Annotated in this window: 15 protein-coding genes and 2 pseudogenes; 8 read left to right on the top strand and 9 right to left on the bottom strand. The window is 36.1% G+C overall.

What is annotated here, in order from left to right:
- Positions 1-333: 333 nt before the first annotated feature.
- Positions 334-1,116 carry a DUF547 domain-containing protein gene (locus L0B53_RS13050; protein ID WP_235060046.1) on the top strand — a complete coding sequence of 261 codons (783 nt, stop codon included), beginning with the start codon at positions 334-336 and terminating at the stop codon, positions 1,114-1,116.
- A gap of 334 nt (positions 1,117-1,450) precedes the next feature.
- Here L0B53_RS13050 and L0B53_RS13045 read toward each other — a convergent pair whose 3' ends face one another.
- Together L0B53_RS13045 and L0B53_RS13040 are read right to left on the bottom strand one after the other, a co-directional pair.
- Complete coding sequence (locus L0B53_RS13045; protein ID WP_235060045.1) at positions 1,451-3,847, bottom strand: fatty acid cis/trans isomerase; 2,397 nt, start codon at positions 3,845-3,847, stop codon at positions 1,451-1,453.
- A 197-nt stretch (positions 3,848-4,044) separates the two neighbouring features.
- Positions 4,045-4,386: a hypothetical protein gene (locus L0B53_RS13040; protein ID WP_235060044.1), complete on the bottom strand. Its 342-nt coding sequence runs from the start codon at positions 4,384-4,386 to the stop codon at positions 4,045-4,047.
- 516 nt (positions 4,387-4,902) lie between these two features.
- Between L0B53_RS13040 and L0B53_RS13035 the strand changes: the two genes are divergently transcribed.
- Entirely contained in the window at positions 4,903-5,409 is a 507-nt protein-coding gene (locus tag L0B53_RS13035) for a metal-dependent hydrolase (RefSeq protein WP_235060043.1), read from the top strand.
- Between the two features lie 183 nt (positions 5,410-5,592).
- Positions 5,593-5,964: a hypothetical protein gene (locus tag L0B53_RS13030; RefSeq protein WP_235060042.1), complete on the top strand. Its 372-nt coding sequence runs from the start codon at positions 5,593-5,595 to the stop codon at positions 5,962-5,964.
- A gap of 257 nt (positions 5,965-6,221) precedes the next feature.
- Here the strand turns inward: L0B53_RS13030 and L0B53_RS13025 are convergent, their stop codons facing one another.
- On the bottom strand, positions 6,222-6,962 hold the full coding sequence (locus L0B53_RS13025; RefSeq protein ID WP_235060041.1) for a hypothetical protein: 741 nt from the start codon (positions 6,960-6,962) through the stop codon (positions 6,222-6,224).
- A gap of 324 nt (positions 6,963-7,286) precedes the next feature.
- Between L0B53_RS13025 and L0B53_RS19595 the strand changes: the two are divergent.
- A pseudogene (locus tag L0B53_RS19595) lies at positions 7,287-7,514 on the top strand (NfeD family protein); the annotation flags it as partial.
- A gap of 142 nt (positions 7,515-7,656) precedes the next feature.
- Here L0B53_RS19595 and L0B53_RS13020 read toward each other — a convergent pair.
- Positions 7,657-9,111 carry a sucrose-6-phosphate hydrolase gene (locus L0B53_RS13020; RefSeq protein WP_235060040.1) on the bottom strand — a complete coding sequence of 485 codons (1,455 nt, stop codon included), beginning with the start codon at positions 9,109-9,111 and terminating at the stop codon, positions 7,657-7,659.
- Between the two features lie 882 nt (positions 9,112-9,993).
- On the opposite strand from L0B53_RS13020, the gene L0B53_RS13015 reads away from it, so the two are divergent.
- Entirely contained in the window at positions 9,994-11,448 is a 1,455-nt protein-coding gene (locus L0B53_RS13015; protein WP_235060039.1) for a Na+/H+ antiporter family protein, read from the top strand.
- Between the two features lie 133 nt (positions 11,449-11,581).
- Here L0B53_RS13015 and L0B53_RS13010 read toward each other — a convergent pair whose 3' ends face one another.
- A complete protein-coding gene (locus L0B53_RS13010) occupies positions 11,582-14,023 on the bottom strand; it encodes a TRAP transporter permease (protein ID WP_235060038.1) in 2,442 nt (813 codons plus the stop codon).
- A 274-nt stretch (positions 14,024-14,297) separates the two neighbouring features.
- Here L0B53_RS13010 and L0B53_RS13005 point away from each other — a divergent pair, with 274 nt between their 5' ends.
- Entirely contained in the window at positions 14,298-14,768 is a 471-nt protein-coding gene (locus tag L0B53_RS13005) for a universal stress protein (protein ID WP_235060037.1), read from the top strand.
- 66 nt (positions 14,769-14,834) lie between these two features.
- On the opposite strand, the gene L0B53_RS13000 is transcribed toward L0B53_RS13005, so the two are convergent.
- Positions 14,835-16,319: a sodium:solute symporter gene (locus L0B53_RS13000; RefSeq protein ID WP_235060036.1), complete on the bottom strand. Its 1,485-nt coding sequence runs from the start codon at positions 16,317-16,319 to the stop codon at positions 14,835-14,837.
- A 413-nt stretch (positions 16,320-16,732) separates the two neighbouring features.
- On the opposite strand from L0B53_RS13000, the pseudogene L0B53_RS12995 reads away from it, so the two are divergent.
- Positions 16,733-17,934, top strand: a pseudogene (locus L0B53_RS12995) (MFS transporter).
- A gap of 89 nt (positions 17,935-18,023) precedes the next feature.
- On the opposite strand, the gene L0B53_RS12990 reads toward L0B53_RS12995, so the two are convergent.
- From L0B53_RS12990 to L0B53_RS12980, 3 genes are all read right to left on the bottom strand, one after another.
- On the bottom strand, positions 18,024-19,949 hold the full coding sequence (locus L0B53_RS12990; protein WP_235060035.1) for a TRAP transporter fused permease subunit: 1,926 nt from the start codon (positions 19,947-19,949) through the stop codon (positions 18,024-18,026).
- A gap of 55 nt (positions 19,950-20,004) precedes the next feature.
- Positions 20,005-20,928 (bottom strand): TAXI family TRAP transporter solute-binding subunit, encoded by a 924-nt coding sequence (locus L0B53_RS12985; RefSeq protein ID WP_235060034.1) that lies wholly within the window; start codon positions 20,926-20,928, stop codon positions 20,005-20,007.
- A 178-nt stretch (positions 20,929-21,106) separates the two neighbouring features.
- Entirely contained in the window at positions 21,107-21,994 is an 888-nt protein-coding gene (locus tag L0B53_RS12980) for a MurR/RpiR family transcriptional regulator (protein ID WP_235060033.1), read from the bottom strand.
- A gap of 417 nt (positions 21,995-22,411) precedes the next feature.
- On the opposite strand from L0B53_RS12980, the gene dcuC reads away from it, so the two are divergent.
- Positions 22,412-23,773: a C4-dicarboxylate transporter DcuC gene (gene dcuC, locus L0B53_RS12975; protein ID WP_235060032.1), complete on the top strand. Its 1,362-nt coding sequence runs from the start codon at positions 22,412-22,414 to the stop codon at positions 23,771-23,773.
- The last annotated feature ends 107 nt before the right edge of the window (positions 23,774-23,880 follow it).

The following is a 23,880-nucleotide window of genomic DNA, read 5'->3' as shown; positions in this document are numbered from 1 at the left end:
ATCGATGTTCTATATAGTTGGGGCGAACGAATACAGCCAACAACTAGCAGCTTAAAGTAGAAGGTGATAAATAGTCATTGTTTTTACAACAAAAAATATTAGAAACGAAGAATGTTTTACTGTTATTCATTCTTCGTTTATACCCAAAGTAATTGGAGTTGTTAGTAGGCGACAAGTGAATGAGATCCCATGAGTATCGATGTTCTATATGATTAGGCGAATGAATGCCGTCAACAACCTAGCAGCGTCAAGTAAGAAGGGTATATTTATCAAACAATTGTTATCAATATGGTTTATTATCAATAAAGGAGTCAATTTTAATAAAGGATGTTTATGAAATATTTTTTCGCCGTGTTACTCACCTTACTTTCATTTCAGAGCTTTGCCGCTCAAAAGTCAGAATTATGGGCTTTTTGGGACCACTCAGATCCAACCAATGCCACGATAATTTCACATCAATCTTACCAAGATCTGCTCGATACTTATTTACACCAACAAGGTGAATATACATTATTTGATTATCATGCCGTAACCAAAACAGATAACAAAAAATTAAATAACTATTTAAAAAGCTTACAAGAACAAGATCCTCGTCAACTCAATAGACAAGAACAATATGCTTATTGGGTCAATTTATACAATGCCACGACAGTTAAAGTTATTCTTGATAATTATCCAGTTAAATCTATAACAAAAATTGGTGGCTTCTTTAGCTTTGGACCTTGGGATGAGGAGCAACTAACCGTAGAAGGAAAAAAGTTAACATTAAATGATATTGAACATCGAATTCTGAGGCCTATATGGCAAGATCCAAGAACGCATTACGCCGTGAATTGTGCCAGCTTAGGTTGCCCAAATTTACAAAATAAAGTATTTACGGCTAATAATAGTGAAGCTTTATTAGACAAGGCTGCGGCTGAATTTATTAATAGTAAAAAAGGTGTTTTAGAAAAAGAAGATGAAATTCAATTATCATCAATTTATGAATGGTTTAGTGTTGACTTTGGCTCTCAACAGCAACTTTTTAAACACTTAAAACAATATAAACCAACGATAAAACCTTTCCCTAAAAATATCGAATATGAATATGATTGGAATCTCAACGACATAAAATAAAAATACCCACTTAGACCTTACACTTCTAGACGTTTAATAAAGATCTAAGTGGGCTTTTAGTTTATTGCGTTTCTAATGCAGCTTTCCGTCTGCGGTATGCCTTCCATAACAGAAATAACTTAACTGAATTGCTACATATCATCCAGATCAATATTTTACTCCCAATTACATATCACACACTTTAGTGTAGACCACCTTATTCAGTCTGGGGGATATTTCAGTTACCTCAAATAAGATTCGGCAGCAACTGTTTAACCACTTAATTTATGAATAAGAAAAGCCAACATTTAATCTTTTATAATCAAAATGCTAGCTTTTTTAGCCGTGCGTTTACTTATCTATTCTGTAAACGATTATAATCTAATAGGCCAGAACTAATTGGGTGGTTCTTTTTATACTGCTCATTATATTGATCACTAAACGACCAGAAATCGGGATTAGTTCTACGAATGCCGAACTCATCCAATAACTCTGAGTATTGTGTTTCATTTGTCACGGATAATACTTTTTGTGTTAATTTTGGCAAATCAGATTCATCTATCAACCAAAAGGCTTCCGGATAACTGCCTAAAACACCGCGAACTAACGTCACTGTATCTCTGTTGTACAATCTATTTTTCTTTTCATCAAAGAGGCTAGAAATATTTTTATGAGCACTATTTCTTAGCAGTGTAAAAAGCTGAGGTTCAACATTTTTATCCGTCGGCATCACCATAATTGAGGTGATTTCAGGAAATATCGAAGCTGATTTACCCTTAAGTTGATTAAGTTTATTTAACTCTTCAATTGCGTTTTCACTTAATTCTGTTTCATTTAGATCATAACGATTCATATGTACAGGAGCGACTCGCGCTTTAAGTAAATGGAATAATTCCTCTTTTGGATTATCCGTTGAATATTCAATATTAGGTGGCTGCTTAATCGGAGCAATATTACGACCAATAAATTTTGTTAAGGTCAAATCTGCATCTTGATACCAATCCGTTAACTCTTTTGTTCGCTCTTCTGGCGGTAACAGAACTAAAAAGTTAGATTCACCTTCCATACGTAAAAAATCCATATACATACGGGTCACTAATTGATGGCCATAGTTACCATAAACATCAAACCCAGCGACCAATAAATAATGAATACGCTCAATTAATGAATAATCAATAATCCAAGCCGTTTTTGGTGAATCACCCACTAAACCTTTAGTCACAGTAGCACTATCAAAATGACGAAAAACAGTTAATGCAGCATTACTATTATTACCATCTCCATCCCAAATTAAATAAGGCGTTAAGTAGTTCCCCTCTTTAAACTGCTGATCAAGAAATGTATTTTTAGCTTCAATATATTCAGCGACTTCTTTTGCATATCCAGTCCAAGTCGTGATAGGAAGGACTATAGACTGCTTTTCAGCGGGTAAACGGAGATTCTTTTCTTGAGACGTGAAAAACTTATTAACGGTAGACATATTAGAATTAGCGGGGTCAATAAAGAAAACCCAAAAGCGATCATTAATGACATTTAACGCTAACTGCCCACGACAAACTGGCCCTTTAATATATGCCATAATAGTATTTTGTGCTTCATCCAGCATAAAACGATAACGGGCTTCAATAGGCAATTCAGTGAATGCAGTAAGTGGATTAGCGGCAACTTTACTCTCATAGCTCGGTAACTTAGTCACTTCATATTTTGTCTCGAAGAATAGCTCATTAATACGAGATAGTTTTTCATTACTGAAACGATAAGGCATGTGCGTTTTATCGACAATCGTGCTTAATACTGGAATTAATCGATAATAGACACGCTCAACCCCCGGATCATTATAAGGTCGACGTGTAGCAATAATGTCCACAGCCTGACCAGGTGGTGTTGTTGAACGAACTAATTTAAAGAAATTAGGTTGTTTTTTATTTCCTTCTGGGATTAAATCGCTGAAGTAAATATTAGAAACATACAGATGTTCAAAGATATATCGACTTGTAACTTGTTGTTTTAAAGAATCACCATTTAAGAAACTCTCCCATTTTTCTATCTCAATTTTTTCAAGATTCGTGACAACGACGGAATCAGCCATAATACCGCCTGCCGCAACCCAGTTCATTAGCACTTCATTTTCATGGTCATCGACTTGCGGCAATCCATATGGCATGCCCCACAATAGCTTTTCTTGCTCATACTTTGCCATTTCATCCATCGTTGGACATTGTTGATTACGGTCTAATGAAAAGTCCCATTCATCTTGTTTTAAGATTTTCTCTTCAGGTAATGGATTATTTTGCTTCAACGTTAACATTCTGGCTAATACTGCAGCTTGTGTGTTCGCCTCTTCAACTTGTAAACGTTCATTCAATACAGGAGAAAAACCTTTATTACGCCATTCTTCTGTTGATTGTGCATCAATAAAAAGTCGAGTTAATTCAGCTTCGGTTAAACGAGTACCATGGTAAATCTTATTCTTATCAGAGCCACGATCAATACCTTCCGGAGAAGATAACTTCAATTGACATGGAGCATCATAACAGGCATGACAAACTACACATCGTTTATCAATAATCGGTTTAACTTCCGTTAAATAATGTTCTGCAGCGCTATTATTTAACTCAACAATTCGGGGTTGGGGTTTAGCTTTACCGTACAAAGAGTCATAGTTAACTCCAGCATAAATGGCACAACCTGATAAGATCAGAATAAAGGTTGCGGTGATTAAATGTCGATAACGCTTAAAAGGTCTTTCCATCAGTTATTGTTAACCTGTTAATTAATTGTCAATTATTTACTAAATATAGCAAAGTTATAAGAAACATCTAATTAAAACAAAGATAACAAGCAATAAAAAAGCTCTATTGCTACAATCAGAGACTGAACAAATAGAGCTTATCTACTTTCTGCATCAAACAGAAAGGAATTTATTGTATTACAATAAGATAGTTTCGTTTAGCGATAAACAACCCAAGAGCCGCCACGGTGGATATAAGGCACGCCGACTGGTGATACACGTAAAACGATACGACGACCATCAATCCAAACAACACGACGCCCCCAAGCAGCCGTCGGTACAATAACGACAGGTCTAGGTGCAACAACGACAGGTCTAGGTGCAACAACAACCGGAGCGGGTCTAACAACAACTGGAGCAGGCTTAACCACAACGGTACGTGCAGGTCTTACAACGACTGCATTATTATGATGGTTATTAACAACAACAGCGGCTTGAGAAGCGGTAGCAGTCACAAGGGAAGCAACAGCAATTGCAGCTAAAACAAATTTATTCGACATCTGGGTTTTCCTACTTTTTAATAATCGACTTTATTGTATTTAAACAGTCAAAAACCAATGACAGCTAACTGTTAAATTTGCAAATTATGGTGAAAAATATCTCTCAACATTAAAATATTAACATTTAATAAACAACGAACTAATAACTAATAACTAATAACTAATAACTAATAACTAATAACTAATAACTAGATTTTGAATAGTAAAATATTAGGATAATTATAAATACCCCGCCAATAAACCGCTAGTATCGTTTATGGAACTTGATATTCTATATATAGGATCACTCTATGTTTTAATTTTATATACCTAAAATAATTGGAGTCGCTACTCGGCAAACGAGTACAGCCAACAACTTAGCAACTTAAAGCATGAAGGGTATATACGGTAAAGATATCACTAACATGTAACTTAAATCACTTTAAAAATAAGCCTAAACTTAAATACCAATCCAGTTGCACAAAAACTATTAAGTGTATATTATTCAGCTCGTTACATTTTAATTAGGGCATTATAATGACAGGTAAAGGTCATATTTTATCAGCAATGGCAATGGCTCCCGGTTTGGGTTACATGACTTATCAATTTGACCATTCTATTCCTATGGCTATGCTCAGCACTATATTTTGTTTGTTGGGTTCAACGGCTCCAGATTGGTTAGAAATACCGATTAAACAAAAAAAAGGTAAAAAGGTGATTATTCGCCGAGTGATAAAACATCGAACCATTACACATGTCGCTTCACTATGGCTAATGTTACTCTATTTCTCTTATTGTCAACTTGCCGATACCCCCCTACTTCCTTGGCAATTTCAATATGAGAGAATATACGATTATATGTTATTCGGCTTTGCTGTTGGTGGTTGTTTACACCTTTTAGGGGATATTCAAAACAAACAGCCCATCCCCATTTTCACCTTAAAGGATGGCTTTGCACTTAATTTATTTAAGAGTGGTAAAGGGGAGTTTATTACCATCATTATTGCATCGGGGATATCAACCGCTCTTTTACTAAAACATTAATCATCTAACTTTTAATCGTTATATTATCGAAATTGGCTCTATTTAAACAAAAACAGTTAAATTGACCAGAAAGAGATTCAACTTCAATGTATGGTTTAATGCTATAATCGCGGCAATGACTTTACCGGTCAAATTAATCGACATTGATTTTGGCCTTTACTAAAAAATCTATAGGTACCGCCCTTGAGTAGTTTTCAAATCATCTTTAATAACGCTAATCAATTCAATGAAGAAATCCCTTCTCCCTTATCTATTGATATTTCGGATATGACTTCGAAGGATTTTTTTGATACTTGTGATTATTTTTATCAACAATATTTAATTCAATACCCTGAACGTACGTGTAAACAGTGCTTCATAAAAAAACTGACCGAGCAGATTGCAGAATGCATTGAAGATGATAATGAATTATGCGCTCGCGTGATGATGATTATTGGTACTTTAAAAGCAGCTGGTATTGCGATGATTATTCAAAAGAGCAAATTAACTATCGATTTTGAGATGATTCAAAAAGTGGTTAAATGTGAATGTCCAATAACGGATCACGCAGAGTAATATCCCCTTCTTACTTGAAGTTGCTAGGTTGTTGGCGATATTCATTCGCCCCAATCATATAGAAAACCTATACTCATGGGGCTTCATTCAGTTGTCGCCGACTAGCAACTCCAATTACTTTGGGTATAAATATCAGTTACCACGGTCACTAAAGTAATGGTGACTTAATAATAGCAAAGTCACTGTCATGAATTTAGTTCTATAACTTAATGTTTAAGCAACTATTTTATCTAAAATAACTATCTTATCTAAAGTAACTATTCACTCTCTTTTAGAATCAATAGGATCTGTTGTTTAGTGGCAGCATCTTGAGCCGTTAATAGATCACTGGCCATCAATTCTTCTTTATCTTGATACTGGCTAAATACTTTATTCCAATCAACTTCTAGTCCAGATTCTTGTGTTTTTTTCATTAAACGAGCAAGCTTATCTTCTTCTTGCTCCTTCTTGATTTTAAGGGTTGCTAACTGCTCTTCACTAACGTTTTTTACTTCGACGGGTTTTGCAGGGTAAGTATTAAATCGCCCTTGCTCATAATCTGGTTTACTTATCGTCTTACCACCTAATGCAAAATCTTGATGATAGTCAAAGTCTGACATCGCAAATTTCTCTTTAGTTCGCACAGTGATGCGCTCAAAACCATTACTTGCATGCTGTGCTTTTACATTATAATACGCAGTTACCGCATTGGTCACCTGCTCTTTATACCCATGTTCAAGTGGCTCATTAATCGCATCTACCCTCTGTTGTTCTGCGCTATTTTCTTTATCAATTTTTGCCACTTGCGTTTGATAATCAGTCATCTCTTTTTGATATTCCTGATACGCATGCTCACTATTCTCAGCTTTGTTATACTTCTCGTCTATCTTGTTAACCTGTTGCTTAACCGTCATAACTGACTGAAAATACTCTATTGAGAGGTCAGGATTTTTTTCAACAAAGCTTTCTCCACAACCCAATAAAAAGAGTGGGAGCAGTAATAGTGCAATTTTTTTCATTTTAAATTCCAATAAAAAGAGAGGTATTATCTTAGTTTGTCATTAAGCGATGACAAGGTAGTCTTATATTTAGGATTATAACTTATAATCACCAACTTAATGTCAAATTATACCCATTTCTTAATCTTAAACTTCTTCCTTGGGATTTTGATTTTTACACTGACTCCAGGTTTTTATTAAAAATATAATTGGAGTTATACGATGCCCACTGAGTACATGCCTGTTACTGTGATTGCTATTTTCACGATATTAATTCTTTTCGTACTTTTTTCTTCGATAAAAACAGGATCGTGATGCAGAAGAAAACGAAACTCTAAACCTAAAAAACAACAGTTAATCCCTCAATCATTGATATTAAAATACAATAGTCATCAAGGAAAAAATAGAATTCAAGTCAATGATACCTCATGGCTCGCCTACTCAGAGCAGGCAATCCAATCAGGTACAGTAATCGAGATAGTCAAAGTCGAAGGTATTATGTTGTATATCCAAGCAAAAAGTGAAACTCGGACTACTCCAAAAGCGAATAGACTCAATCTAAGCAGAGATTGATCGTTGCTACTTTATCGCTTACAAGAACTTTCTCGTATCAACAACTTATAATCGGTAAACACGACTAGTTTAGAAAAATAACGGTCAATCACTATCATATTTTCACCTGACGAGGTCGTCTTAATTTTGGCTTAATTGAAATCTAGTTAAGATAATACTTCAATAATTTATTTATAATACATGAACCTTGACTATAAATCTGAATACCCTCAGCAAGTTGGGTAGGAAAAATACGACTGGTGAACACTTCTTCACCATGATTAACAAAACATTCAATTGATGACCGATCAATAAATATCTGTAGTGATAAATTCGCTCCACTGTTTAACTGGCAAGCTCTTATTCCTGTTTGATTTTCAGTATTATTGCGATCAAATGTTAAACGTTGAGTCTCAGGGCAATATGAAATATCAATATAGTAATCATCATACTGACAAAGACGAATTCCGCACAACCCATTAATGTCCGTTAGATTAAGAATAATTTCACAACAATTTCCAGAAATATCGTTAAAGCTATCTCCCTTTGCTACTGGCACATCATTATAAGTGACAACGTCACTACGAAGTTGTTTTAATTCTTCAACAGGGTATTGATAAAGCTTACTATTTTTATATTTCAGTTCTCTGGTTAATGTTAAACCGTGGAGCCAACCGTAATTAACCGTTGGTTGATCTTCTTCTTCAGGCATGCCCATCCATGCGGTCATTAATCGTCTGCCTTTATTATCAATGGTTGTTTGTGGAGCATAAAACTCAAATCCACGGTCGAGTTCTTTAAAGTCGCCATGCTGATAATTTTTTGTTTGATAATCAAACTTTCCAATAAAATAACCCGCCTGATAGCGATTATGATACTTATCACCTTGAGGCTCTAATCCTTGTGGTGAACAGAGGAGAATATCTTGGTCATCTAACTCAAAAAAATCTGGGCATTCCCACATAAAGCCAAAATCATCGAGTCCATGACGTTGACTTCCTGCAAGCTCGCCTAAAAAATCCCAATCTTTCAATTCAAGTGAGCAATAAAGTAACACGCAACCTTGTAAAGAGCTTCTCTGACCGCCGACAACGGCATACCAAACGCCTTGATATTGCCAAATTTTAGGGTCACGAAAATGAGATGTATAGCCTTCAGGCTGTTCTGAAATAGCAGGACCTAATTTAATAAAGCTGTCATTTTCAGGGGTATACTCGGCTAAACATTGAGTTGAGAATCGTTGATTATCTTGGTCTTTTACATTTCCGGTATAAAATAGCATCAATTTACCATCAACAATAAATCCGCTTCCAGAATAACAACCTTGTTTATCATAAGATGCATCGGGTGCTAAAGCCGTATTATGTTGTTGCCAATTGACTAAATTATCACTACTTAAATGCGCCCAAAATTTATTGCTGTGATCACAGGAAAAAGGATTCCACTGATAGAATAGATGATAGCGTCCTTGATGGAAGACAAAGCCATTAGGATCATTAAGTAAGCCTTGTGGTGGTGTTATATGAAAACATTGACGAAATGGGTCATCTAATTTTTGATTCGGTTTAAAATTTTTAATGACCTGATCTGCATCTGAAAGTAGTGTTTGACTCATCATTTTGCCTTTACTTCTTGTAATGTTGGAATCGTATCCATTGCTCATCATTGAGTAAAAACAACGTTCCAACAAGATTGGCAAAATCAACCACTTCCTGCCACTCAATTAATTCTTCTTGTATTACTATGGTTAAGTAACATGAAAATTCTTTCATACTCACTTTTTCAAGACAATAGAAATATTTATCAGATTTTAATTTTAATTAAAAAGCTTGATAGAGATCTCAATAATCTCTTTTTTAGTTCTACTGGATCAAGACCCATTTATCTCTCCTTCGAGATTGCCTGATAATTGCACGCTAACCGATCGATTGGCTCAATGTATATTGATTAATAATGACATTAACAAGGAAATATTAACTCAAATCGTTAAAGCTTCTGCTATCGCTTATTAATAGCTAAATAACTTTGATAACCAGCATTTTTTCGGGGGTATTCATGTTTAGCTTTAAATTTCAATCCTATCTTGTCGCTATATCCTGTTCTTTAATGGTTTTTTATCTATGCCTGTGTTACATATTTTATTTGATGTAGCCATGAATGATTGGAATATGTTATTGAGCTTTATTCTTTACAATATTATTTTTGTCATCATAGAGTTTAAACGCTTACATTTTATATTCACTCTCTTCTTGATACCAAAAACTTTCTATGCGGCAATCATCTGTTTATCTAATGATTCTGAATATAGGCTCACTTGCTTTATTTTTATCATATCGATTTCTTTATTTGTGATCACATTGACCATTCATAGTAAATATTTATCTAATAAATAATCATCATTTTAAATAAGATACAACATGTAACAGAATCGTGACACAGCGTACTTCAAAGGTTACAATCAAAAAAATCATGATAAATAAAGCCGATAAAAGGAAAATTAATGGCACAAGCTAACCTCTCTACCTCAACTCCAAATACTGAGACATCACTCACCTTAAAAATAGCCATTATATGTACTGCATTTATCAGCTTGCTAGCTATTGTTCAGCCAAGTGTATTGCCAGTCAATTCAGTTATACTATCAATCGCATTAATGATTGCTATGTGTTTGATTCGCATGCCTGTTGCCGTTGCCCTTATTGCCGCTGCCATGGTTGGTGCAATTCATAGCGGAATGACGGCACATCAAGCAATTGGAGCCGTTAATGAGAACTTAGCTTCTGGTGCTCAAGTTGGAATGACATATATTATGATTGGGGCATTTGCCGTCGCTTTAGCACGCAGTGGTTTGTTAGATCTTTTAGCGAAGAAATGCACAAATACCGTCAATAATAATCAATCCATAAAATCAATAAAGTGGTTACTATTTACTCTTTTTATTATTGCATCTGTGATGTCTCAAAACATTATTCCCGTGCATATCGCATTTATTCCGGTGATGATCCCACCGTTATTGGTTATATTTAACAAATTACACATAGATCGTCGTGCTGTTGCTTGTATTATTGCCTGCTCGATTAGTGTCAGTTATCTGTTATTACCTACAGGCTTCGGTGCAATTTATCTATTTGAAATTCTTCTTCCTAATGTCAATGCGACGGCTGCGGAGTTCAATGTTTCAATCACGACAGATCAAGTTCCTCAAGCCATGTTTTTACCTGTAATGGGAATTGTTGCTGGGATGTTTGTTGCTGTCTTTTTTAGTTACCGAAAGCCTCGTCAATACGACACGCAAAAGACCGAACAGTTAGTGGTAAATAATCATGAAGCAAAGTTGAATTTTAAAGAGCTTTTCTTTGTATTGGCAGCCATTGCTGTTGCATTAATTTTTCAGGTTAAATTTGATTCTTTATTACTCGGCTCGATGGTCGGTTTTATCTTACTGACACTCTCAGGCGTTTTTAATTGGAAACAGCAAGATGATGTTTTCACTGAAGGGATGCGAATGATGGTACAAATCGCAGTCATCATTACGATTGCAGCTGGATTTGCTGGTGTATTAACTGCAACAGGCTCAATTCCATCTTTAGTCGAAAGTACAGCGGAATTAATTGGTCACAACAAAGCAATTGCGGCTTTGTTAATGCTTTTAGTCGGCCTATTTATCACCATTGGATTTGGAGATTCATTTGCTAGTGTTCCTATTCTAGCACCTATCTATGTCCCTTTAGCTCTCTCTTTAGGCTTCTCACCCGCAGCAACTATAGCACTTTTAGGTGCCTCAGCTGCGCTAGGTGACGCTGGTTCACCTGCTTCAACGATCTCTCTTGGTGTTACATCTGGTTTAAATGCGGATGGACAACATGACCATATTAGAGATTCAGTTATTCCAACCTTTACCCATGCGAACTTTGGTATGGTTATCTTTGCATGGGCGGCGGCATTGATTTTATAGTCTCCCTCATTTCTGATCCTGCAAAGTTCTCGATTATTAGAGAGTCCCATTAAAAAAACAGCCAATGACTTGCATCATTAAGTCATTGGCTGTTTTACCTTAGTGGCCTATTTACTTATATTACCGGAATCAATTAAATAGTAACTAGATTATTTTTCTTGCGCTGCATCACCATAAAGACAACACTCACTGCCAGAGCAACTAGCTCTAAGTAATCAATCCCTAAAACTAATGCCAGTGCAATAAAGAAAAATCCAATACGTGTCGCTTTATTAATTCGACCGAATAACCAGCCTTGTAAGCTACCGATGAGAATATAGATACCAACCAGACCTAAGGCAAAACTATAACCAATTGAAACCATATCTCCTTGCATCAATACAGCTGGATTAAAATAAGCCATAAACGGAACAATAAATGCCGTTAAACCAACTTTAAAGGAGTGAATCGAGGTTGCCATTGGGTTAGATCCAGCAATACCTGCAGCAGCATAGCTTGCTAGTGCTACAGGTGGAGTAATGGCTGATACAACCGCAAAATAGAACACAAAGAAGTGTGCTGTTAGCGGAGTAATACCGATATCAATCAAACCTGGCGCAACCACAGATGCAGCAATGGCATAAGCCGCGGTCGTTGGCATTCCCATTCCCAAAATAATGGAAATAACCATCGCAAAAAACAAAGCTAAAATTTGAGAATTCTCAGCAATTGTCAGTAACATTGAAGAGAAGCGTGCCCCAACACCAGTTAAAGCAATACTTCCCACAATCATCCCTGCGGCTGCACAAACGATAATAATCTGAACTGCCATCACCGATGCAGAGTTAAGCGCATGGATAATCTTATTTAAGCCAACTTTATGAGGCGTCAGCCAACTTACAACAATTGCTGCAACGATTGCTAATGTTCCTGAGCGAATCACTGAATAACCAAAGAATAACGATAATATTAAAATCAAAATAGGTATAAATAGATAAATTTGACTAAATACCTTAGCAAAAGTCGGTAACTGATCTTTGGGTATACCATGCATATTCTCTCTTGCCGCTTCCATATCAACCATAAAGTAGATAGAGAAGAAGTAAAAAATCGCAGGAATTAATGCGGCAATCACAATCTCTGTATAAGGGATCCCAGTGATCTCAGCCATAATGAAAGCGCCGGCACCCATAATCGGTGGCATAATTTGTCCGCCAGTTGATGCCGCAGCTTCGATACTTGCTGCCATCTTTGGACGATAGCCCACTTTTTTCATCAATGGAATAGTTAACGAGCCTGTTGCAACCACATTCCCGGCACTCGTTCCATTAATCATCCCCATTAAACCCGATGAAAAAACAGCGACTTTTGCTGGGCCACCACGTGCTTTACCTGCAAGTGCAAATGAGAAATTAACAAAATACTCCCCAACTTTTGATACCTGTAAGAAAGCGGCAAAAATAATAAACAAAATAATATAGGTCGAAGAGACCGCCGTTGTCGTTCCTAAAATACCTTTATCGGTGTAAAGGTAAGTAATGAATCGATTAAACTGAAAACCATTATGACTTAAAAAGCTCGGTAAATAAGGACCACAGAATCCATAAGCGATAAAACCAAGAATAATAACAACGAGTGCATTCCCTGTTAAACGACGAGTTAACTCTAATAACAGTAGCATCCCTGTTAAGGCTGCATAAACATTACCGATTGTCACAAAATTAGTTCCAGCGCGCATTCGTAATGCTGTTGTATCTAAATTAACCAATAAATAGCTGGAACTAGCAACCACAGCAAAAATTAATGCTATGTCAGCCATATTAATACTGTTACGTTTAGCGTTATCTAACCAGCTACTAATAACCCCTAATATTGTCCCAACAACAAGCGGAATACCATAATAATAAAGTTCATAATCAGGTTTGGGGTATATTTTATCTTGTAATGATAAGTAAATATTTAAGACATTAAATAGAGACAATGCGGTACATGCCACTGCAACAATAGCCAAAAATTTAGCAACTTTATTGGTCGTAGTTAACTGATGATGGCTTTGAGTATTTGTCTCAGTTTTTGAGTTAAAACTTTTGGCATTATAAATTGCATAACCTAAAATTAAAGCTCCCATGACATGCAAAATACGATAAGTCCAACTCTCAATTGGATAAAGGTTTAAAACAACAATATGAAATAGTGCATAAAAAATAGCACCAATAAAAACTAATTTTTTTGACCAGTTGGACAACAAACGTTGATTATCAATAATAATGTCAGAATCAACATTCTCTTCAAACCACTGTACCGCACCGAGGTGCCACTTGATCGCAGTGTTATGTACATAGTTCTCAGGAATAGTAGATTTTGCTGCTTTATGAATTCTCATCATATCGTCATGGTCCCCCATAACTGTTTTCACGACGTCATAAACAAAATCTTTGTTCATATTTGCCCAACCAGAACCATAGGTAAAGTAAGTCCCACCTTGGCTAGCTGTTCCTACTGTAAAGCTAGTTGGCATTTCATTTGCCATTACCGAAGCGCTTAACATCGAAGCAGCGATAATTCCCCCATAAGTAAACTGTTTTATTGCTTTCATTGTTACATCTACTTTTAACAATCAGCGAAAATACAACACACAGTATGCGATGATATTTGACAAAAATGCAAAATAGTGATGTTGATAACAATTATATGAATGATTAAATTCAATGGCTTATTTGTTTGTCACCTTACGATCTCACCCGATGCCAACTCTTTAAGCAACAAATGTAAACTTATTTTAAAAATTTGATCATCGGTTAAGGCGATTGTTTGATGGTAGATTAGCTAACAGTAAAACAAATAATCTACTGCCTTTAAGAGAGCACTTTATGTCAACTTCAAAATATAATAATAAAATCGTTGCTGCGATAAATGTCTTTGAGTTCAATAGCGTGAATATTATCGAACAAGCTGTCGCTTTAGCTAAAAATTTCTCAGCTGAACTACACCTTGTTTACTCTATCCCAGAAAAAAGTGGTTACTTATGTGCAGTAGCTTACGACTCATGGCCTCAGCTTCAAAGTTTAGTCAATATCGAGTTAGAAGGCAGTGTCAGTAAAGAAGAGAGTGATAAAGCGATAAAACAGATGATTCTTGACCATATCGATTTTGATATTGAACACATACATGTTTTACATGGTGATATAGCTCAATCTATTATCGAGTTTTCCAATTCGATTGAAGCCTCATTAATTATTTTGGGACAATCTGAGCATCACTTCCATATTCACCACAGTGTCGCTAAACAGATACTAAATGATTCAAATAAAGATATTCTGTATATTTCTCAAAATAATTAACCTGTTGACCTTTCTATAATAGGATAAAAAGCCAACCTTATTAATATTGGCTTTTTATCACTTTAATTATTTTAATACTTCAATAAGCTCTTTCTTCCCTTCTGATTCAGGTATCACTTCATCAGTTAATATGACGGAGTTACTTCTATTCGGAAATAGGTAACTAAATGAGAAATAACCAACCACACTAAGTAACAAGCCTAAGAATATCCCATCTAACCCGAAAAAATTAATCCACTCATACTGAACGGCTAAGATTCCTAACGTCCCTAGTAATAAAGAAGCCCAAGTTCCTTGACGACTACCTTTGGGATAAAAATGGCCAAACAAATAAGGTATTAATGTTCCTCCAGCCCTTAAACTAAATGAGAACATCAATATAGAAATAATCGCACTGGTATTTAGTACTGCAACACCAATAGCAAAGAGACCAATAACAACAATTGTAATCCTTGCGACGAGTAATAATTTGGTTTGATCTGCTTCAGGGTTGATATATATCTTATATAGATCATTAGCAAAAATAGAACCGGCTCCTAGTAGATCTGAAGAAGCAGATGACATAGTCGCAGACGATATACCTGCAAATAAAATACCAACTAAGACCGGTGGCATGACTTGAGATGCTAAGGTTGGTAAAGCATACCTTGCACCATTCTCAATAATAGCCGTCCCATCAATAATCCCTGTATCTACCATTACTCGAGTAATAATGCCCAATAATGCCGGAATCATTGCAAATGCAAAGAAAACAACGGCGGTTAATAAGCTACCAATAAGAGCTGTTTTTCCAGATTTAGCCGCATAAAGTCGTTGTGTCACTTCTTGTCCACAAATAAATGATGCCGTATAAATAAACACTAAACTAAAAATAGTTGGCCAACCTATTCCCTTAGTCATCGATAGCTTTTCTGTTGGAGTGTTTGCAATGACTACATCTAAACCACCTACTGTATTAAGTGAGAATGGCACTACCGCTAACATACCGAAGACTATCATCAACATTTGGGCAAAATCTGTCAGTGATACAGACCACAATCCACCTAACATTGAATAAATAATAACAACACTAGAGATTATAATAACAGAGGTTGTATAATCCCAGCCCATAATCACTGAAAGAATAACACCTGATGCGATAAACTGAACCGCAGTTAAACCAATAAGTGGCATGATCATAATAATCGACGTAAATAGCGCAGATGGTTTGTCGTAACGTCGTCTAAAAAACTCAGGAATCGTTTTAACCATTGCCCCTCTCAACATCGGGGCGACGATAGCAATGATAGTAAATGTTATTCCCATTGTTGCAACATACCACAACGATGAAATCCCCCAATCACCGTAAGCTTTTTCAACCACTCCGAGTGAGGAGCCACCACCAATTTCAGTGGCCGCTAATGTACCAGCAATTAAAAAAGGACCTAGACGTCGTCCTGCAACTAAGAAGTCTTCTGAATCACCAATTTTCTTTGAAGAGTAAATCCCAACACTCACTAAAAAGAGTAAATATCCAACAACAATCGTAATAACAATTAAATTATTCTCCATTTTTTTTATCCTTCTTATTAAAAGTAGGAAATAAAATGCAATTGTTATTCCATATTACTAAAATCATTCTTATTACTATTTAATCTGTATACGATATTAAAGTTTCATGAGTAACAATGTACACTTAACTGGTTGTTCATATTTGGTGCTTCACACTTTATTTGATGACAAATACACTAAATACTATCAAAATGAGGCTATTATCAAAATGAAATAACTATGTTAATGTCATTCAAATCACTAGCAGGAGGCAGGCAAATAGAAGATATCTACCAATTTAAAAGTAACGTTTAATTTTAACCTCAAAATTATCGCGATTATTTAAAAAGTCTCTATGATGGACAAATCAGTAAATGAGACACTGGTTAGGTCAATTGGCACAGAATGGATAACGTCAATAACAGGAGCAAAGGATGATTGCCGAAAATAGTAAAGCGTACTACCAAATTGTAATATCTCTTGCCTTCGGGTCTTTTCTGGTTTTTTGTAATCTTTATAGCATGCAACCGATGCTTCCTTTATTAAGCAATATTCTTCAAGTATCTGAAACTCAAGTTAATTGGCTTTTTGTTGCCTCCACATTTGCTATTGCCATCAGTTTAGTTCCTTGGGCTGTCACCTCTGAATCAATGGGACGTAAAAAAGTCATGTTGATAGGGTTAATTTCGCTGCCATTTTTAACCCTATTATTGACTCAAACTCAATCTCTTTTTTTATGATTTTCATTCGAATCTTATTAGGGATAGGCATTGCTGCTTTTATTTCTGTTGCTGTCGCATACATGGCAGAAGAGTTATCCAAAGAGGCATTCCATACGGCAATTGGAATATATATAGCCGCGAATTCATTAGGGGGGATTATTGGGCGATTATTCGGTGGTTGGTTAACAGAATTCTATGACTGGCAAACGACGTTTTATATTCTCTCTTTTTTGACGTTATTTGGCGCGTTACTTGTCGCTTATTACTTACCCAATCAGCTTAATTTCACGCAAAAACGTAGCCGACTTAGCCACCATAATCGTGAAGCAATGACTCACTTTTCTACTCCTATTATTTGGGTTGCGATGCTTATCGGTGGTGTTAACTTTGCCATTTTTATCAATACTTATTCTGTGATGGGGTTTCGTCTCTCTTTAGAACCGTTTAATTTACCCATTGGTTTGCTTTCTATGATATTTCTTTGCTATTTAGCTGGAACCGTTAGTTCAACTTTAAGTGGTAAATGGTGCCGCTATTTCACGCCAATATCAGGCATGAATGTCGGAATAAGTTTTTCTCTTTTAGGTTTCGCGATTACCGCTTATGAGCACCTTGCTATCATTTTTATTGGTTTATTATTAATGAGCTTAGGGACGTTTTTTGTCCATGCGCTCGCCTACTCTTGGGTAGGTCGTCATGCAACAAAAGGAAAAGCGACAGCTACTGCACTTTATCTAGTCCACTATTATATGGGAGGAAGTGTTGGGGGATTTATTCTGTTATTTAGCTGGCAGCATTTCAATTGGGCTGGCGTTTTCTCTGTTGGTGTGGTTTTTTATTTCATCTTGTATTTATTGATATTTAAATTACATAAAACAATTCAATATCGATCATCTTTAGCTCAAAATAGTTAATAATCGTTTAGTTGATTTTTAAGTTAATGGCTTGAAGTTACAACCACCATAATTGCAACTTCAAGCCAATTTAGTCATTAAAAATCAATTTAATGTTCTACTTTATCCAATGATTTAGATACGCGTAATTCTTTGATAATAAATAACACGATAACAACAAGTCCTAAATATCCAAAATCAAAAGGACTCAATAATATCCAAGGTACCGCAGCAAAAACAACCAACCTTGTAATAATTGGAATTTTACGAGTAAAAAAGCCCTCGACAGAAATCGCGACCGCAATAATAACGACCAAGGTTTCTGCAATTGCCATCACGAAAGAAAGTAACGGTGCATTAAAATCAACCAAATCTGTGTAAGCCATCATAATTGGAATAATAAACAACCCACCCGCTAATTTAAACGCTTCAATGGATGATTTAACAGGGTTTGCATTGGCAACACCTGCACCTGCAAAGGCCGCAAGTGCTATTGGTGGAGTCACATTAGAGGTTTGAGATAACCAAAATACAATTAAGTGAGCAGTTAGTACCGGTAAACCAAAATCACCCAACATAGGAACAACCATGATAGCTAAAACAATATAGGCTGCGGTTACAGGCAAACCCATACCTAAAACTAATGCCACTAAACTGATTAATAGCAATGCGATAAACATCGAACCGCCAGAAAAATCCATTACAAACTGGGTAAATTGTAAACCAATTCCAGTTTGTCCCACCACGCCAACAATAATCCCAGCAGCCCCACAAGCGGCAGAGATTGGAAGCGCCATTAATGCCCCACTTTTTAATGCCTCAAAGAACTGTTGAATATTAATTCGGCTCTCTTTACGCAAAAAGCTAGTAATAATAATAGCTGCACAACCAATAATCCCAACCATTAATGGCGAATAACCGATCATTAATAGTAAAGTGATAATAACCAGCGGGATAAGATGATGAGCGCCTTCTTTCATTACTTCCCATGTCGCTTGTGTTCGGCTGACCGTTTTAAGATTCAGCTTACACGCCATAAGGTGGACGTAAAAAATAGTACAAAAGAAGTATAAAATGGCCGGCGCAATAGAAGCCAACATAATTTGGCTATAGGGCAACCCTGTAAATTGAGCCATCACAAACGCCCCGGCTCCCATTATTGGTGGCATAATTTGCCCACCTGTAGAAGCAGCAGCTTCAATTCCAGCCGCTTGCTCTGGTTTATATCCGAGCTTTTTCATCATTGGGATAGTAATCGACCCCGTTGTGACGGTATTGGCTATGGCTGATCCAGAAATCGAACCTAAACCCGCTGATGCTAAGACCGCCGCTTTTGCAGGACCTCCTCGATATTTTCCAGCGATTGCAAAAGAGAGATCAATAAAGAACTTACCAGCACCAGTTACTTCTAGAAATGCACCAAATAGAACAAAAATAAACACCGTTGTCGCGGCAATACCTAACGCAGAACCAAAAACACCATTGGAAGAAAATATCTGAAATTGAATTAACTCTTCAAATGAGTAAGCTTTAATCGCTATTCCACTTGGTAATAAATCACCAAATGCGCTGTAACTTAAAAATAGCAAAGAAATAAAAACCATGATCCAGCCAACGGTACGACGACATGCTTCCATAAGTAGAATAACTAATGCTGTTCCTGCATACAGATCTTCAGGCTTTAAACCGTAAAATAGATAATCTATATCATTATAATCAAAATGATACATCCGATAAGCACAGAACAGTGCAACTAATGAAAGAAATATATCGAATAGTCGTGCAGGAATAAATAATCTATGCTCACAATTCTTTATTAATGGCGTATGCAAGAAGATAAGGATCAGTACCCAACTTAAATGTATAGGTCTAAAATACGTAGCAGAAATACTAGAATGTAACCCCTGCCAGATTTGAAATATGGATAAACAGATAGCAACAAAAGCGATGAAATGACCAAATAGTGAAATGTTCTTATCAACTTTTTTATTATTATTCTTAGTAACTGAGGTATTAGAATCAGAAATTTGAGGCATAGAGTTCACCTAAAAAGAAAGGTGACTAAATTAGCCACCTATAATCATTATTATTTTATTTAATTGAATCGAAGTATTTTTTTGCTCCAGGGTGTAAAGGTACACCTTGTAATCTTGTCGCATTCTCCGGCGTTGTCATATTTGCCATTTTAACCACTTTTTGAATGTTGCCGATATTTTCAAATGCAGCTTTGGTTAAATTAAACGCCATGTCTTCGGTCATCTTTTGATTAACAACCAAGACATTCCAGATACTAATCGTATTAACTGGGCTAACACCATTATAAATATCAGCAGGGATAGTATAAGTACTGTACGCAGGATACTGCTTAATGAACTTCGCGCTCTCTTCTGCGGTAACAGGAAGAATACGAATATCATGAGTTAGTGCAACTTGTGAAACAGCGCCAACACCTTGACCACCAACAATAAAGCCAGCATCAATTTGACCATTGGCTAATGCATTAGTTGTTTCAGAATAATTTAAGTAAACAGCGTCAATATCATTTTTAACATCGATTCCCATTGATTCAAGAAGCGCAGCAGATGTCACTGCTGTACCACTTGCTGGGGCACCTAAAGAAATGCGCTTACCTTTTAGCTGGTTTAACGATGTAATTCCTGAATCCTTTAGGGTTAGCGCATGCACTAAGTTAGGATAAAGGGCAAAAAGTGTGTTCACTGGCATCGGCTTTGGAAATTTACCTTTACCTTCATAGGCATCAAGCACGACATTGCCCATTGCAATTCCAGCAATCATATCCCCACGAACAACTTTAATGGTATTTTCGACAGAGGCCGCAGTGACTTCAGCTTTCACATTAACGTCAGGAATATTATCACTCCAAACTTTAGCTAATGCGCCACCAAAGGGATAATAGATCCCACTTTGTCCACCCGTACCAATTGAGTAATTATTAGCAAAACTTAATGATGGCAATAAAAGACATGCCAATATTAATAACTTACGTTTAATCATGATATCATCCTTTGAAATCAACTAGATTTATTAACAGCGGAATAATATAGAAGTCACGAGGAAATATCAATTAACACAAGTTATTACTTTGAACTGATTAACAATAAAAATTATATATTTTAAATCAATAAACTACAGATCATTTATCAATACTAAATGTTAAAGAAGTAATCTGTGACTATTTATCCAACGTTGAAAATGAATTAAAAAAAGAGAATAGTGTCTCTAATTCATCAAAATTACTCTCTTTTCCTATCTTAATTTGTATTAAGTCGAGTAACAACTCTATAAATAAAAAGCCGGCCATTCGGCTATGGAAAACACTCTGAGTATGGCTTGGCATTATATATTGCAACTGACAATATTTACCATAAGGATGTGAGTAAGTGTTAGTGATTACCGCTACATTTGCTTTTTTACTATGAAAATATTCAGTTATTTTTAATGCAGTAGAACTAAATCGATAATAAGAAAATACAACCAGTAATGAATCATGAGAAACATTCAGTAGCGCTTTTGGCAGTTCACCATAATCTAATGGTAACAATTGGATGTTGGCATTGTAGTACTTAAGTAACGTCGTAAAGTGTAACGCTAATGCACCTGATGATGCTGGGCCAACAACATACACTTTTCTCTTAGGATCTGCGATCAGTTCAACTAATCGATCAATATCTTGAATATTTAAGCTATTCGAAAACTGTTCAAATAATTTAGTGATTTTTTGAATATATCTATTCACCTGTTCTGTTGAATCAGTTTTTCTTTGACTAGAGCTAACACTTTTTTTAGAAATAGTCGCAGGAATAGGCATTGAAATAGAGTTGTGTTTCTGTTTGATCGCGGATTTAAAAGCTAAGAATCCAGTAAACCCTATCTTTTGTAGATATCGACCAACCGTTGCTTTACTAATATTGGTGCGCTCTGCAATATCGATAATGCCATAAAATGAAAGTTGCTCAAAATTATCACAAATGAATTGATGAAGCTTCAATTCGGAATCCGTTTTCTTTTTTACTAATTCTGAGAGTTCCATATAGTAATGGAGATCCAACTTATTATTCATCTTAATACTCATTTTATAGTTTAAATTCTTATATTAATCAGACTTAGAACATCGCTAGATCAAAAGAAACAATACCTAAGTTTAAATATTTTATATTAGTTACCCATTGGTATCCAATATAGAAATCATCGAGCCATTTCAACTCAAGGGAATTCTTTTTTCTCAACAATGCTTTTTTAATCAAGATAGACTGTCAGTTCCTGCCTAAATCTGTTTAGGTATTGATCGAAAAATCCATACAGAAAGATATCTCCCCCTATCTAAAAAGGAGTATATCGATAATTATCAACTCTCTCGCTTTTTAAATACCAAATTTTTACGGTAATCACACTTTTGAGTGAGAAAAAGGTTTTCCCATAGCCTTTGAGCTTGTTCAATTGAACAATAGCGTTAATTCAAACATTTAAGGACAAAATAATGTTCGCTTTACTCGCACTTCCTATTGTAGTCATTGCTGGTGCTTTGATTATCAAAAAATATAACACTCAGGCGGTACTTTTTGGTGCCGGACTATTGATGATCTTTATTGGTGTGGTTGTCGGTGATCCTTCATTTCTACCAAAAGGCGTAAACTCTTCAGGCTCGACGGCTGTTGACCTGTTCCTTGTGATTAAATCAATCAGTTCATCAACATTAGCAAAACTAGGTTTAATCATCATGGCTGTGGGTGGTTTCTCTAAATATATGGGACACATCGGTGCTGCAAATGCACTTGTGCAAGTGGCCACTAAACCTTTATCGGTGATCAAAAACCCGTACCTCATTCTTGCCTTTACCTATATTTTGGGACAAACACTAAATATATTCATCCCAAGTGCTGTAGGTTTAGCGATGCTACTATTGGTTGCACTCTACCCTATCCTTGTCGGGATCGGTTGTAATCCAGCAGCAGTCGCTGCAGTACTTGCAACCACTGCATGTTTGGATTTAGGTCCAGCATCTGGGGCATCAAATAAAGCAGCAGAAATCATTGGTATTGATGCAGCCTCTTATTTTGTTGAACATCAGTTATTTGTGGGTATTTGTGCCGCAATTGTCATCGCTATATTGCACTTTGTTTGTCAAAAGTGGTTCGATAAGCGAGATGAAGAAAATGGCGTTAACTATGAATTAAACACCAAAACAGTTGAAGCACCTAAAGTACCCGCTTGGTTTGCATTCTTACCTGTTTTACCGCTATTTTTACTCTTAACGTTCAGTAAGTTTGTTGTCACTTCAATTAAAATTGATGTTGTCACTGCGATGTTCATCAGTTTAGCTGTCGCAATGCTATGTGATTACATCTATTCTAAAGATGGCAAGAAAGTAGCGGCATCATTAAAAGTGTACCTTCAAGGTATGGGTGATGTCTTCGCTGGTGTTGTATCATTAATCATTGCTGCACAAACCTTTGTTGTTGGCTTAAAAGCGATTGGTTTTATCTCTGGTCTTCTGGGTCTAGCGACTCACTTAGGCTTCGGTTATACCCTGATGGTCGTTATGTTAGTGGCAATTATCGGTGCGACAGCATTAATGTCAGGTTCGGGTAATGCGGCATTCTTTAGCTTTTCAAACCTTGCTCCCGATGTAGCAACTCACGTGGGCGTTTCAACCGCGGCGCTGGCACTACCTATGCAGTTATCTGCGGGTATCTTCCGTTCGTTCTCACCAGTTGCTGGTGTAGTTATCGCGTGTGCAGGTGTAGCAAATATTCCACCAATGGCATTAGTAAAACGTACTGCTATTCCAATGTTAGGTGGTTTATTAACCGTGTTAGTTGTTACTTTCATCGGTGCCTAACTGTTTAGTTAATCAATAATGTTATAAATAGGTGCTTACTATACCCAAAGTAATTGACGTTGCTAATAGGCGGCAAGCAAGTGAGGCCCATGAGTATAGGTGCGCTA

Origin of the sequence: Vibrio sp. SS-MA-C1-2 (assembly GCF_021513135.1) — a bacterium.
In the GTDB taxonomy this organism is placed as follows: domain Bacteria; phylum Pseudomonadota; class Gammaproteobacteria; order Enterobacterales; family Vibrionaceae.
The sequence above is the reverse complement of the archived record's forward strand: the minus strand, read 5'-3'. Positions and strand labels throughout refer to the sequence as shown.